At 53.5% G+C, this 12588-nt stretch carries 13 protein-coding genes; 5 read left to right on the forward strand and 8 right to left on the reverse strand.

Annotation, left to right across the window (positions count from 1 at the left end):
* The 4 genes from VMT71_17775 to selD all read right to left on the reverse strand — a co-directional run.
* Positions 1–266: hypothetical protein (locus tag VMT71_17775; GenBank protein HVN25821.1), on the reverse strand; the 266-nt coding region annotated here is incomplete at its 3' end.
* A gap of 181 nt (positions 267–447) precedes the next feature.
* Complete coding sequence (locus tag VMT71_17780) at positions 448–1827, reverse strand: alkyl/aryl-sulfatase (protein HVN25822.1); 1380 nt, start codon at positions 1825–1827, stop codon at positions 448–450.
* Between the two features lie 21 nt (positions 1828–1848).
* Positions 1849–2310 (reverse strand): MarR family transcriptional regulator, encoded by a 462-nt coding sequence (locus VMT71_17785; GenBank protein ID HVN25823.1) that lies wholly within the window; start codon positions 2308–2310, stop codon positions 1849–1851.
* Positions 2311–2534: 224 nt separating this feature from the next.
* A complete protein-coding gene (gene selD / locus VMT71_17790; protein HVN25824.1) occupies positions 2535–3509 on the reverse strand; it encodes a selenide, water dikinase SelD in 975 nt (324 codons plus the stop codon).
* A 198-nt stretch (positions 3510–3707) separates the two neighbouring features.
* On the opposite strand from selD, the gene VMT71_17795 reads away from it, so the two are divergent.
* The 3 genes from VMT71_17795 (at position 3708) to VMT71_17805 (ending at position 6895) form a co-directional block, all read left to right on the forward strand.
* On the forward strand, positions 3708–5477 hold the full coding sequence (locus VMT71_17795) for an adenine deaminase C-terminal domain-containing protein (GenBank protein HVN25825.1): 1770 nt from the start codon (positions 3708–3710) through the stop codon (positions 5475–5477).
* A gap of 143 nt (positions 5478–5620) precedes the next feature.
* Positions 5621–6091, forward strand: coding sequence for a pyridoxamine 5'-phosphate oxidase family protein (locus VMT71_17800; GenBank protein HVN25826.1), 471 nt, complete (start codon positions 5621–5623; stop codon positions 6089–6091).
* Between the two features lie 42 nt (positions 6092–6133).
* The gene (locus VMT71_17805) at positions 6134–6895 is read left to right on the forward strand and encodes a DUF4197 domain-containing protein (protein HVN25827.1); all 762 of its coding nucleotides are present in this window, start codon (positions 6134–6136) and stop codon (positions 6893–6895) included.
* Positions 6896–6933: 38 nt separating this feature from the next.
* Here the strand turns inward: VMT71_17805 and VMT71_17810 are convergent, their stop codons facing one another.
* Positions 6934–7536, reverse strand: coding sequence for a DNA-3-methyladenine glycosylase (locus VMT71_17810; GenBank protein HVN25828.1), 603 nt, complete (start codon positions 7534–7536; stop codon positions 6934–6936).
* 292 nt (positions 7537–7828) lie between these two features.
* Here VMT71_17810 and VMT71_17815 point away from each other — a divergent pair, with 292 nt between their 5' ends.
* A complete protein-coding gene (locus VMT71_17815; GenBank protein HVN25829.1) occupies positions 7829–8734 on the forward strand; it encodes an MBL fold metallo-hydrolase in 906 nt (301 codons plus the stop codon).
* A 156-nt stretch (positions 8735–8890) separates the two neighbouring features.
* The gene (locus VMT71_17820) at positions 8891–9292 is read left to right on the forward strand and encodes a cupin domain-containing protein (protein ID HVN25830.1); all 402 of its coding nucleotides are present in this window, start codon (positions 8891–8893) and stop codon (positions 9290–9292) included.
* Positions 9293–9358: 66 nt separating this feature from the next.
* Here the strand turns inward: VMT71_17820 and VMT71_17825 are convergent, their stop codons facing one another.
* From VMT71_17825 to VMT71_17835, 3 genes are all read right to left on the reverse strand, one after another.
* Entirely contained in the window at positions 9359–10357 is a 999-nt protein-coding gene (locus tag VMT71_17825; protein HVN25831.1) for a PhnD/SsuA/transferrin family substrate-binding protein, read from the reverse strand.
* A gap of 10 nt (positions 10358–10367) precedes the next feature.
* Complete coding sequence (locus VMT71_17830) at positions 10368–11060, reverse strand: class II aldolase/adducin family protein (protein HVN25832.1); 693 nt, start codon at positions 11058–11060, stop codon at positions 10368–10370.
* Between the two features lie 188 nt (positions 11061–11248).
* Positions 11249–12588, reverse strand: a 1340-nt coding sequence (locus VMT71_17835) for an SLC13 family permease (protein ID HVN25833.1), incomplete at its 5' end; no start/stop codon positions are given.

Below are 12588 nucleotides of genomic sequence, written 5' to 3' on the forward strand. Positions count from 1 at the left end.
ATGTCAACTTCGATGCTGCCATTGTGGAAGGTAACGGGCAGCAGGGCGAACGTTGCCTGATCCCCGGGCTGTCCTTTCAACATCTTTGCCTGCATGTCGTCGGTAAGAGACACCTTAAGACATGTGCGCCCATTAAAATCAGCAGTACTTGCCACGACGTTGTGCGTCTTGATCTGATCTACCCCAGGGAGGTCAAACGTCTGTGCCTGGGCCAAACCGATACAGAGCACTACGACTACCATCGGAACATACATGAATCTGGTCATTGCTCTCCCTCCTCTCGCTTTCTGCTTGTTTAGAACTACTCGCCCTTTGAACGTGCCGGCCACTTTCAATGATGCTTTTGTCAATTCTGCCAATTTTATTGTCCGCCTGGTATTACCGGCGGAATATCAACAGGCTAACGATTGCGATCCGGCCTCCAATGCTGGTCGTAGCCACTCGCCTTCACTTGGCTGCCTCTCCTGCCGTCCTCGACGATTGTTTTTCCAGCTCAATTGAAGAAGAGAGATAGTAGTTACGCGCTGGGGGGTTTGCCTGGTTTTCGCCCAGCTCACGGAGTGCCCGCGCTTTGACCTTTCGTGCCTCTATACCATTCTTGCCACCAAGCGCCACGATATAGTCCGCCAGCTGACAGACCCATTGCCAGTCAAGCTGCTCCGCTGACTTTCTCAGATCAGCCATCAGATTCTCTTCTCCTCCGGCCAGACGTGCGATCCGCTGAGCTTCTGCTTTGGGAGACAGAGGATACAGGTTCGAGGGGTTACCGTCGAACCATCCCAGGTAGCCCGCGAAAATCGCGCGAACTGCAAAGGGTACTGTCCCGTACATCTCCTGCAGGAATGGCTTTGCAGCGAGATTCGGAGGCAGTTTAACTGTTTCCACCAGCTCATCCGGTGTGAGGCCGCGGTTCATACCCTGGATAGTCTGGTCAAAGACAGAGCGCACAGCGTCGCGGTAACTTTCAATCGAGTCTTTCACCTCGGCTTTCCCAAGAACGGGACGCGTGTGGCCAGTGACAAGAAACTCAGCCCCTTCCTTGCTCATCTTGTCGAGACTGTTGGCCCACACGCGAACGTCCCGGTACATAGTCCCGCGTATGGTGTAAAGGTTGGGAAATGCCTTGTAATAGTTGTCACCACAGAAGAGAACCTTCTTTTCAGGGTACCAGACGTAGAGCTGATCATCGGTCTCGCCCGGGGCTGTAACCAGATCAAGATCGACACCTGCAACGCTGATTGTCATCCTGTCTTCGGACAAGAACTTGTTCGGAGGCAGCTTGCCTTTACCCACGCCTCCCGTCGGAGTTTTTCCCGGCGCGACTCCGCGGATGGTGATATCTCTATCGGGCAGGTCACGGCCGAACATTCTGACTCCACGGCGCATGATGATACCCGTCACGGGAGAACCCTCATCGATATCCCGCCCGAAGTTGGCTCGGGCGTAAATGTCGGGCCTGTCCTGTCCCGCAAAGATCGCAGCGCCACCGGTGTGGTCTTCGTGGCTGTGTGTATAAATGATCGCCTTGACCGGCTTGTCCGTTATCTTTCTGAATTCCCGCAGCAGCGCTTCTGCCGCCTCCGTGGTACGAAGCGTGTCGACGATCACCACGCCGTCGCTCCCAACGATCATCGCAGCATTCGAGCCGTCGAACCCCACGGCATGATAGACGTTGTCCGTGATCCGGATCACCTCTTTCCGGAATTCTTTGGCCTGTTCGTCCAGCTGCTGACGGGCTTTCTGCTTCATGTTCTCCTGGCACAAACTCACCGAGCCGCCAGAGAGCAGCAACATGGCTGCCACCGCAAGAACATACGCCTTCTTCATGATCCCCTCCCTGTCGTGCGTCTAGCCATTCTTTTCAACCGAGGTAAGATTCTCTGAGATCCGCCGAAGGTATCCCTCGAACTGATCTTTCTCTTTTTCTGAGAAGCCCTTGAAGACGAGACGCTCCATGCCCCTGGAGATATTCACGTACTCCTTTTCCCATACCCGGTCTTTGTCTGTCCGCTGGATCAGGATCTTTCTCCTGTCTTCCCTCGAATGCGCGCGAGCGAGGAAGCCCGCCTTTTCGAGCCGGTCCAGCATGCTCGTCATTGTCGACTTCTTGAGAGAGGTTATTCTTCCAAGCTCCGTGATAGGGATACTTTCGTTGCGCCACAGCACATACATGATCCTTGCCTGCGCAGGAGTGATTTCAAGCTTATGCTCCTTCATCTTTCTATTCACGATGATCCGGCTCAGGCGATGAATCCGCGATATGAGAAATCCCGCCTCCCGCTGCCTCTTTAGATCTGTCCGCTCAGTCAACTAATGCCCTCCTTATGAACGTTGTGGTCACGGGCTCTTTCAGGCCGCGAGATAAGCTGCCAGACAATTCAGGGAGCAACGCGCCACCCGCCAATTTCATCCGATAGCGTATAGTACTATATAGAACTAACGATTGTCAAGAAAGTCGCCCGGCGAGAACGATACCCTGGTAGACTCCTTGTTGTCGTTAGGTGTGGTAGCGGGTTTCTGACGGCAGCGTTTGCTTACTTCAGGATGATCTTGCCTTTCGGTTCCGATATGAAACGGCCGATCACCCAGTGGGAGACGCCAAGGGCTGCTGCGCTCTTCTCGAACAGCGAAAGATCGTCAGGATGTATCGCCATCAGGAGCCCTCCTGACGTCTGCGGATCGAAAATCAGATCGTAGAAGAACCCCTGCGGCTCACCCACCACGCATGTGCCGTAAAAGTCACGGTTTCTGTAGAGGCCGCCCGGCATGAAGCCGGCCTTTGCCAATCCTTTCGCCTCGTCAAAATAGGGAAGCTTCTGAAGAAACAGCTCCACGCCGATCTGTTCCTTGATCATCTCAGACAGATGACCCGCCAGTCCGAAGCCCGTCACATCAGTTGCCGCGTGGGTCCGCACTGCCCGCATGGCCTCCGCGGCCTTCGCGTTGAGGCCCGCCATGACTTCGGTGACGCGCTTTATCGAAGCCGGGTTGAGTGCATCCCCCTTCAGCCCTGTATTGAGAATGCCTGTACCCAGAGGCTTCGTGACAATCAGAAGGTCCTCGGGTAGAGCCCCTTCGTTCCTCATGATTCTATCCGGATGCACAATCCCCGTGACCGAGAGGCCGTATTTTATCTCCGGATCATCGACACTATGGCCTCCGAGAAGGCTCACGCCTGCTTCTGCGATTTTATCAATGCCGCCTCGTATGATCTCTTTCAATACGTCTATGCCGTGCTGCTTGGGAGAAAAACAGACCAGGTTCAGGGCAGTCTTGGGGATCGCGCCCATGGCATATATGTCGCTCAAAGCGTTTGCAGCTGCTATCTGGCCGAAGGAATAGGGATCATCAACAACAGGCGTGAAAAAATCAACCGTCTGCACTATCGCAATGTCGTCCGTAAGCTTATAGACGCCCGCGTCTTCAAAGCCTTCGATGCCCACGATTACATTGTTGTCAGCGGGGATCTTTACCCCGCACAGAATATCAGCTAGGTCCGCCGGACCTATCTTCGCCGCTCAGCCGGCGGCTTTCACGCATTTTGTCAGGCCCTTGTCCATACGTCACCTTTCAATAGATCAATTTTACGGCGAATGGGGTTTTTAATTGTACAATCGCGCGCCTCTTATGTAAAATGAAAAATTCAGCAACGTCAACAACTCGTTTCGGGTTACGAGTTGCAAGTTACAGGTTAAGAAAGGACAAAGATGATGGATCATATTACTCTGGGGAAACTTCTACGCACTGCCAAGGGAGATCTGATCCCTGACGTTATCGTCAAAGGCGGAAAGGTGGTCAATGTATTCACGAATCGAATCGATGAGGACGTAACTATTCTTATCAAAGACGGCTACATCGCTTCAATTGAAAATGGTGGCGCCCAGCCCTCAGAAGGTAAGACCGGATATACGCACGCGGGTACTCCCGTCATAGATGCGGATGGCCTTTACCTCTGCCCCGGCTTCCTCGATTCTCACACACACCTGGATAGTATGCAGCCGTTTTACGGTATTGTGCCGTACGCAATCCGGGGTGGTACGACAACGGTGATAAGCGAATGCGCCATGGTTGCGCAATCGTGCGGAACCGCAGCGCTTCATTCCTTTATCGACAGCACCAAGGGTTACCCTCTCCGGTGCTACTTCCTTGCGCCTGGATTGACCCCCAGCTTTCCGAGCCTGGAGCGCGCGAAAGGTATATCCTTCAAAGATTTCTCGGATGTTCTGAAGCGTGATGATTTCCTGGGTATCGGAGAGGGCTACTGGACGAGAATGATAGAAGGGGACGAGAGGCTGCTGAAACAGGCAGCTCTGGCAATCTCGTTGAGAAAGACACTCGAAGGCCACTCAGCCGGTGCGCGCGGCAGCAAGCTCATACAGTACATGACCACAGGCATCACCTCCTGCCATGAGTCGACGACGGCTGATGAAGCGCTGGAGAAGCTCCGTTACGGCATTTATGTGATGCTCAGAGAGGGCTGGGTAAGAAAGGAACTGAAGGAGCTTGCGGCGCTCAAAACCACGGACGTGGATGAACGCAGGCTCATTCTTGCCTCGGACGTGTTCGACCCTGTCATGCTCGTGGAGGAAGGCTATATGGATGTGGTTGTGAGAACCGCCATCGAACTTGGCTTCAGTCCGATGACGGCGTTGAAGATGGCGACCATCAACCCCGCAGATTATTACGGGCTCCGCCACCTGGGCGCGATAGCCCCCCTTCGTTGTGCGGATATTCTCTTTATCGATGACCTGGCAAAAGTCTCCGTGAAGAAGGTCATGGTGAACGGCCGCATGGTGTACTCGGATGGAACGTTTCTGCCGGAGATCAAGCCTTATCGCTATCCCGCGGCAATGAAGAAGACGATCACCGCCCAAAAAACGAAGGAAGAGGATTTTCGCATAAAGGCCCGCGCTCCGCAGAACCGCGTACGCATTATGGAGATAGCCAATCCTACCATAACCAGGGAGTCGGTCGTCACATTAGGCGCAGCATCAGGCTATCTGGAAAAGGATGTGGCGAATGATATTCTGCCCATTGCAGTCATCCACAGGAATGACAAGAAAAAGATAGGCAGGGGATTCATACGCGGTACCTTTATCAAGGAAGGAGCATTCGCCACGACGGTCATCTGGGATACATCAAATATACTGGTAGTGGGAAGCAGCGAACGGGATATGATGGCAGCCGTGAACAGATTGATAGACATACAGGGCGGTGTGGTCGTCGTTCGCAAAGGCAAGGTGATGTACGAATTCCCCATGCCGGTTTACGGTCTCATACCTCCTTACAGTATGGAAGAGGTGAAGGACAAAACAAAAGAACTGGATGAAAGCGTGAAGGAGATCGGAAGCCTCATTGACAGACCGTTCCTCACACTGCAAACGATCCCTTTTACGGGTCTTCCTTTTCTGCGAATTACCGACAGGGGTCTCGTCGATATTAAGTCAAAGAAGATTGTCTCGATTTTCCTCGACTGACGCATCGAGAGGAAACGATCATCGACAACATCAAGGTTTCTTCTGAAAACCATGAGATAAGACGTGAAAAACAACGAATCAGCCCTTATAGTAAAAGGGAAGAGGAAAGAACGAGGGGCTGCATCGAATGTGAGGGAATGAATATGCCCGGCGCAAAACACGATCAAAAGAAGGACCTTTCGCAAATACTTTCGGTCTTTGAGGACTTGCGGTTTGCTGTTCTCGCAACCTCTGGCGAAGGTAAGCCGTACGCTTCTCTCATAGCTTTTGCATTTACTGCTGACCGCAGAAATGTGATCTTCGCCACATCAAAGGCCACGCGCAAATACAAAAACATGATGAATCAGGGGTCCGTCTCCATCCTCATCGACAACCGGTCACAGCGCCCGGAGGACCTGAGCCGGGCAGAAGCGGTTACACTCCTAGGTACGGCAAGGCTGGTGCGAGCAGGGGCCAGAAAGAAGGAATACAGCAACATCTTTTTGGGCAAGCACCCCGAATTGAGTACCTTCATCGATGACCCAGGGACGGCCCTCATGATGATGGCCATAGAGGAAGCAATTCACGTGACCCGGTTTCAGAATGTATCTGTCTGGAGTGAAAGGGCCGGCTGAGCCGTGCCAGAATCGCGCGCACGGCAGCCTAAAGGAGGCGCTATGAAACGCTTGAAAAGAGTGGGCATCAGCGTTGCCTGTATTCTGGTTGTGATTTCGACAGCGGTTTACGCGGCAGATTTTTTTGGGGATGCTTTGAAAAAGGGACTGTCGGAGTTACCGGTGCCCGGCGCCCAATCCTCCCCGCAGACAGGCGCCGGATTGGATGAGAGCACCATCGTCGCAGGCCTGAAAGACGCCCTTTCGGTAGGAACCAAGGATGCTGTCCATCTGGTTTCCCAGCTGAACGGCTACTTCGGGAACCAGGCCATCAAGATACTGCTGCCGGATAATATTCAGAAGGCGGCGGAAATAGTCGGCAAGCTCGGGTATCAGAAACAGGTGGATGACTTCATCCTGAGCATGAACCGTGCGGCAGAAAAAGCAGCTCCGAAAGCGGCCTCCTATTTTTCCGACGCAATCAAGGCAATGACCATTGACGATGCCCGCAAGATCCTGTCCGGCGGCAATACCGCGGCAACTGAGTACTTCAAATCAAAAACCTGGTCAAAGCTCTATGATGATTTCAAGCCGAGCGTAACTGAAAGCATGAACCAGGTGGGCGTGACACACGCCTACAATGGAATGATGGATAAGGTGCCTGCTGTTCCCTTTGCAAAACCGGAGTCGGTCGACCTCAATCATTACGTGACTACAAAATCCCTGGACGGCCTCTTCTATATGGTAGGGCAGGAAGAGCAGAAGATCAGGACGAACCCGGCGGCGCGTACAACAGACCTCTTAAAGAAAGTGTTCGGCAAGTAATAGGCTCAGCATGTGGCGTCTCCGGTCACCATGGGCCCTTACCTTACCGACAGAGCCCATAAGTAAAGGGAGGCGACTGATCCATAGGGGGAATATCGTTTGCGGTAACGCTGGAACTGCTCTTTTGTCAGATCCTTAAGTCCGTAGAGGTTCATCATGCCTCGCCTGATTGCCTGATCTGTCCAGCTGACAACATCAGGTCGACATAAGGAGAAGAGCAGGAGCATCTCCGCAGTCCAGATGCCTATGCCGCGCAAAGATGAGAGCTGGCGAATGATCTCGTCATCCTTCATTTCATCAAGACGAGAAAAGTCTATGTCGCCCCGCAGCGCGGCATGGGCTATTCCCTTGATGTATTCTGTTTTACGCGCGGACAGGCCGCACTTCTGTATCCGGGAGAAATCGACCTTTGCAATGCTCTCCGGTGTAATATGTTTTACTGTTGCGTAAAGTCGCGCCCGGATCGCATCGGCTGCCTTATTGGATATCTGCTGGGCTACCACACTCATTACGAGTGCTTCGAAAGGGTCGGGCCTGATCTCCCGCCTTATGATGCCGATCATCTCAATTGCGGCGCCGAGTTTTTTGTCACGGCGTTTGAGATGGTCGATTTCCGCTTGTCCATATATGAAAATTCTCATGACGAGTTTACTTATACTATTGTCTCATCAGTTATGCAACGGCTCTCCGATGATCCATACGGTCGGTCGAGAGCGACCTACCATCGAAAGTGACTTCATTACGCCTTGCTTTCTCTAATCCTCGGAGACGCTGCTCTCTCAAATGTTGCGTGTTTCTTGTGGCAAGCGATGACTCTTGACCGGCGCAAATCCGACCGTGAACGGTCATGTCTTTGTGCTTGACAAGTATGCCAGCTGATATACAATCGTCAAAAGGCTGACCAGAAACTGCCCTGGGAAAGGACGGTGCAGCATGCCTGAGTTTCGGAAACTTGCGAACGGTGTATACGCCTTCCTGCAGCAGCCCCTGATCTGCTACAGCAGCGCCGGCGTCATCATCGGGAACCGGGATGTGATCGTGGTCGATAGCCTGACCAATGCCGCCATGGCCGAGAGCCTGCTGGCGGAAATTCGTCGAGTAACAGACAAGTCGGTCCGCTTCCTGATCAATACCCATTCCCACTTTGATCACGTTTACACCAATCACCTTTTCCCGGAAGCCATCGTCATCAGCACCCGTCGGGGACGTGAGGAGACGGGAGCCAACCAGAAGGTCCAGGACAGACATGACGCCCTCTTCGCCAGGCTTTTCCCCGATGTGGATCTGAGAGGCGGCCGCTACACTCTTCAGGATATGAGCTTCACCGGCAGTCTTTCCTTCTACCAGGGGGAGCGTGAAGTCCGCGTGCTCGAGTTGGGCGTGGGACATTCCGAATCCGATGTGGTGGTCTATCTGCCCGGAGAGAGGATCGTCTTTTGTGGCGATGTCTTCGTAAACGGCTTGCCGCCGCTACCCGGCGAGGGCCGCGTCACCCAGACCATCGCCAACTACAAGGCCATAGAGGCTCTGGATGCTGAGATCTACGTGGCCGGGCATGGTGATCCGGGAACCCTGGCCGACGTGAGCGCCCAGCGGAGGCAACTTGAAAGCCAGTTTCGGCGTGCCAGGGAATGTTTCGAGCAGGGCATGAGCTACGATGCAGCCCTGCAGGTCTTTGCCAAAGATGCCATGCCTCTGGATTTCCAGAGACTCACTGTCCTGGCCAGCTACTGCGAATTCACCGGGAAGAAGCCCGAGAGCGCCGACCCCACCAGCCAGAACCACATGACCCTGTTGCAGGGCATCGCCACTGAGGCCAGGCTGCTGCTGGGCGCGTAAGTTCTTCACTATTGTGGGTGGCAACAGTGATGAGCAGTAAGCGGCGGAGCGGCTGGAAAACCATTCCGCCGTCGCTCCTTGACTACAGGAAAAGGCGCATTATAGTACACTCCAAGATGCGGTGTTGATCGCAATGTATACTAGACGGAGGGGCGTATGAAAAGTATCGAGGTACGGAAGTTTGATTCGCCGGATGAGGTCAGGAACTTTGATAAAGGCAAGCTTGAGTTGATCAACGTGAATGGAAGAATCGTCGGCCGGGCAACCTTCGAGCCTGGCTGGAGGTGGTCGCACTCACTGAAACCGGTAGTCAAGACGGAAAGCTGCCAGGCTCCCCACTTCCAGTACCATGTTTCGGGCACGCTCCACATCAAGGCAGATGACGGCACCGAGAGGGACGTGAAAGCAGGGGAGGTCTCGCTGTTAGGAGCTGGCCATGATGCCTGGGTCGTCGGCAACGAGCCGGTCGTGGTTATCGATTTTCAGGGCATGGCTGACTATGCCCAACAGAGGTGTGAGCCCGGTTCGGAACCTCTTCATGTGTATAAACCGGATTGATCTGCAGTGTAGTCACGGCATACGACGGCCCGCACGGTAATCATCACCTGCGGCTCCCGCACATAATCAGATCTTGAACTCGTCAAACGTCTCCGGGGCAAACAGCTCATCGATGCTGACCAATCTGGCCGAAAGACCCTGTTCAAAAGAGTACTGGCAGAGTGCATCGAGCGTTGCTCGGTTTTTCGCAACGCCGTAAGGCCACCAGTCGTCACCCAGCACAGCGCGTGTTCGCTCGGCCTCCCAGGCACCCCATGGCAGTATCGAGTAAAGTGGTGCGCCGCCCGTCTGAAGGAGATTCTTCAGTACAATATTCTTCGCCTGATCACATGCCTTATAGAGTGACATGGCGAGCCACCGGTTCTTCTCGTAAATCTCGCGCTTGAGAACAATGGTGTGCATGATCGGAAAAATACCTGTTTTGCGGAAATACTCGCCCTCAGCCTCTATGAAGTTGCCGAACATGCGCTCAACATTTGGCGAGCCGTTGGCGAAGCAGGAGGGGGTCCTCGCAGTGAAAAGCGCATCGAGCTCCCCGCTATCAAGCATCTGCGAAAGCGTCTTGTCATTGGGAATTGATTCGTAACGAATATCAGGCGGAAGCTTGAGCTTCAGCTTCTCCTCTCGTCCCGGCGTCTCTTGTCCTCCGCCGCGCCACTCCATCTCTCGGGGATGCACACCGTACTCGTGCTGAATAAGGCCTCTCAGCCAGAGGCAGGCTGTCATCTGGTACTCAGGCACCCCCACTCTTTTTCCCCGCAAATCCTCAGGCTTCTTGATGCCCTTGTGCACATTTACATAGATGCAGGAGTGACGGAAAATGCGAAGGGTAAATACAGGAATGGCCACGAAGCGCTCGTCTCCGCGCGAGCGGGCCATGACATAGGAAGAGAGTGACATTTCGGCAATATCGAACTCTTCATGTTTCAACTGTCGCCAGAAGATCTCCTCGACTTCGAGAGGGATGAAGTTAAGCAGGAATCCTTCAGGCACAACACTGCCCTGCAGTATGGGCGCAAGATGCAGGTACGGCTTACAGGAAAAGGTGAAACGCGGTTTGTCCATCCATGCCTCCTTATCGTTGCCGTTCCATCTTTTCCAGGTAATACGTCCAGAGCATCTGCAGTTGTTGCGGGGTGTAGTTGTTCGCCGCCATTTTTTTTGCCTCTGCCGGCGACATACCACTAGGTTTCCCGTAAAGGTTTGCTTCCAGATGCTCCTGCGCTGCCTGTTCGAAATGGAGGGCAGTGAAGACTGCTTCCTCGATTGACGCCCCCACGGCGACGAGGCCGTGGTTCTTCATGAGCGCCAGAGGTTTATCACCCAACGTCTTCGCCAGTTGAATGGCCTGCTCTTTCGCCTGGATCAGGCCGGCTTCAGGATGAAAGGGTATCTTGCCGACAAAGCGTACACTGTGCTGAGTAATGAGACTTATCTTGCCCTTGAATACCGAGGAAAGGATGATCGAGTAGTATGGATGCACATGGACAACAGACTGCACGTTTTTCCTTCTCCTGAGAATCTCCAGATGCATGACTCTCTCCGAATGCATCTTCCCCTGCCCTTCCCGCAGGTTGCCATCCAAGTCTATTTTCTGAAGATCTGCTGCGGTTACTTTCTCGAATCCCATGCCCCAGGGTTTGATATAGACGAGTCCATCTTCGTCCCTGGCGGTAATGTGTCCCCGGCTTGAATCTTCTGCCAGACCCTCCATGAAGAGTATCCGGTGCGCCTGCTCCAGCTTAGTCTTTAATTCAGTTGAGCTCATAAACATCTCCTTTTAAGTAGAGCCTCTTACACAGATAAGGGCTGTAATAAGTGCTGTAATAAGTGCGGATGATTATTTTTGTATCTCAGTGCTGGATACACGAACACTCATCCGTTTTTATCTCCTTTTCCTTTATCTGCGTACATCTGTGGCAAAATTTTGTCTTGCTTTTCATATTCCCCTGCCCCTCAGCGCAGGCTGAGGCCCAGAAGCGGCCAGTACAACGGAATAAAAACAAGAAGAAGGATCGATTCGGCAATGAAAAAGAAGACACCGAACTTGAAGAAATCCTTTGTGGTGAAATAACCAAAGGCATAACCTACAGCAAGGGCCGACTGCTGGTACACAAAGAACTTGCCGCCAGATGCAAAACACCAGAGCATGCCGAGCGCAAGAGGGTTGAAATTGTTCTTAAGGGAAAAATCCATCAGAGGCGGCACAGTAGCTGTCACCAGCGCCAGATCGGCCAAGAAAAGGTGAAACAGGTTTGAATACCAGTACAGGATCATGCCCGTGGCAACAGAGGCGGACTGGAGCAACGGGGTCATCCACTTGAAGACTGCGCCTGTCAGCACCTTCAGGATATCTGTTCCCGCCATAACACCACCCATGCATATGGCGGTCCCGATGAAGATGACGATAGGGAAGTTGGTCTTTGCGAACTCCTCCTTTCGGATAACGCCTACTTTCGGAAGGCATGCAAAGAGCCCGGCCACGATACCTATCTTCGCCGGAGAGACATGGTGCAGAAAATCGGTCGCCCATAGAACAACAGCCAGCGCAAGAATGACAAGGGCTCGTATTTCCCGCGCATTCATCGGGCCCATCTTCGCGAGCTCGGCGCGGCAGTAAGCGTCGCCGCCCTCAAGACTCTTCTTTTCCGGGGGGAAAAGCCACAGGGCTGCAAACCAGCTCCCCACTATGGTGAAGAATGCTATGGGCAGGTAGGCAATAAACCAGAGCCCGTAAGAGACGCTTACATGGCCGAATTGCTCTATGAGGCCCCGGGAGAGAATGCTCGAAGCGCCGGCCATGATCGTCTTGTCGAAGACTCCCGCCTGGAACGTATTCACGAGGATAAGGCCTTTGCCTATATTGCTGCCTTTTCCAAAGCCGTAGCTCTGGATAAGGCCTATGCAGATGGCGCACAGAAGGGCTGTCTTGGCCACGCTGGAAGGGATCACGAAGGTAAGCAGAAAATTGATCACCATCATCCCCACGACGATGCGGGAGTATTCTGTCCCTGCCCTGAGCACGATGTTGTAAGCGAGCCGCCTGGCAAGACCTGTCACGTCCGCCATGACGCCGAGGAGAAGGGCCCCGAGGATGAACCAGGGCGAGTCGTTGTTGAAGCCCGCAAATACTTTATTGGCGGGGATTCCGGCGAGGACCCAGTATGCCCAGCAGCCCAGAAGACCTGCCACCGCAAGCGGTATGGCTTCCGTCATCCACATGAGCAGCACGAAGACAGAGATTGCCATCACCCGCGTGGTTACCTCATTCATGCCGAGAGGCAGCAGGTAGGTGA

It is taken from the genome of Syntrophorhabdales bacterium (genome assembly GCA_035541455.1).
Lineage (GTDB): Bacteria > Desulfobacterota > Syntrophorhabdia > Syntrophorhabdales > WCHB1-27 > JADGQN01.

Bases quoted from the DNA above. Each gene is read 5' to 3' on its own strand.
- VMT71_17820 (HVN25830.1), top strand. From the start codon at position 8,891: ATGAAAAGTATCGAGGTACGGAAGTTTGATTCGCCGGATGAGGTCAGG.
- VMT71_17830 (HVN25832.1), bottom strand. From the start codon at position 11,060: ATGAGCTCAACTGAATTAAAGACTAAGCTGGAGCAGGCGCACCGGATA.
- VMT71_17800 (HVN25826.1), top strand. From the start codon at position 5,621: ATGCCCGGCGCAAAACACGATCAAAAGAAGGACCTTTCGCAAATACTT.
- VMT71_17805 (HVN25827.1), top strand. From the start codon at position 6,134: ATGAAACGCTTGAAAAGAGTGGGCATCAGCGTTGCCTGTATTCTGGTT.
- VMT71_17815 (HVN25829.1), top strand. From the start codon at position 7,829: ATGCCTGAGTTTCGGAAACTTGCGAACGGTGTATACGCCTTCCTGCAG.
- VMT71_17795 (HVN25825.1), top strand. From the start codon at position 3,708: ATGATGGATCATATTACTCTGGGGAAACTTCTACGCACTGCCAAGGGA.
- VMT71_17810 (HVN25828.1), bottom strand. From the start codon at position 7,536: ATGAGAATTTTCATATATGGACAAGCGGAAATCGACCATCTCAAACGC.
- VMT71_17780 (HVN25822.1), bottom strand. From the start codon at position 1,827: ATGAAGAAGGCGTATGTTCTTGCGGTGGCAGCCATGTTGCTGCTCTCT.
- VMT71_17825 (HVN25831.1), bottom strand. From the start codon at position 10,357: ATGGACAAACCGCGTTTCACCTTTTCCTGTAAGCCGTACCTGCATCTT.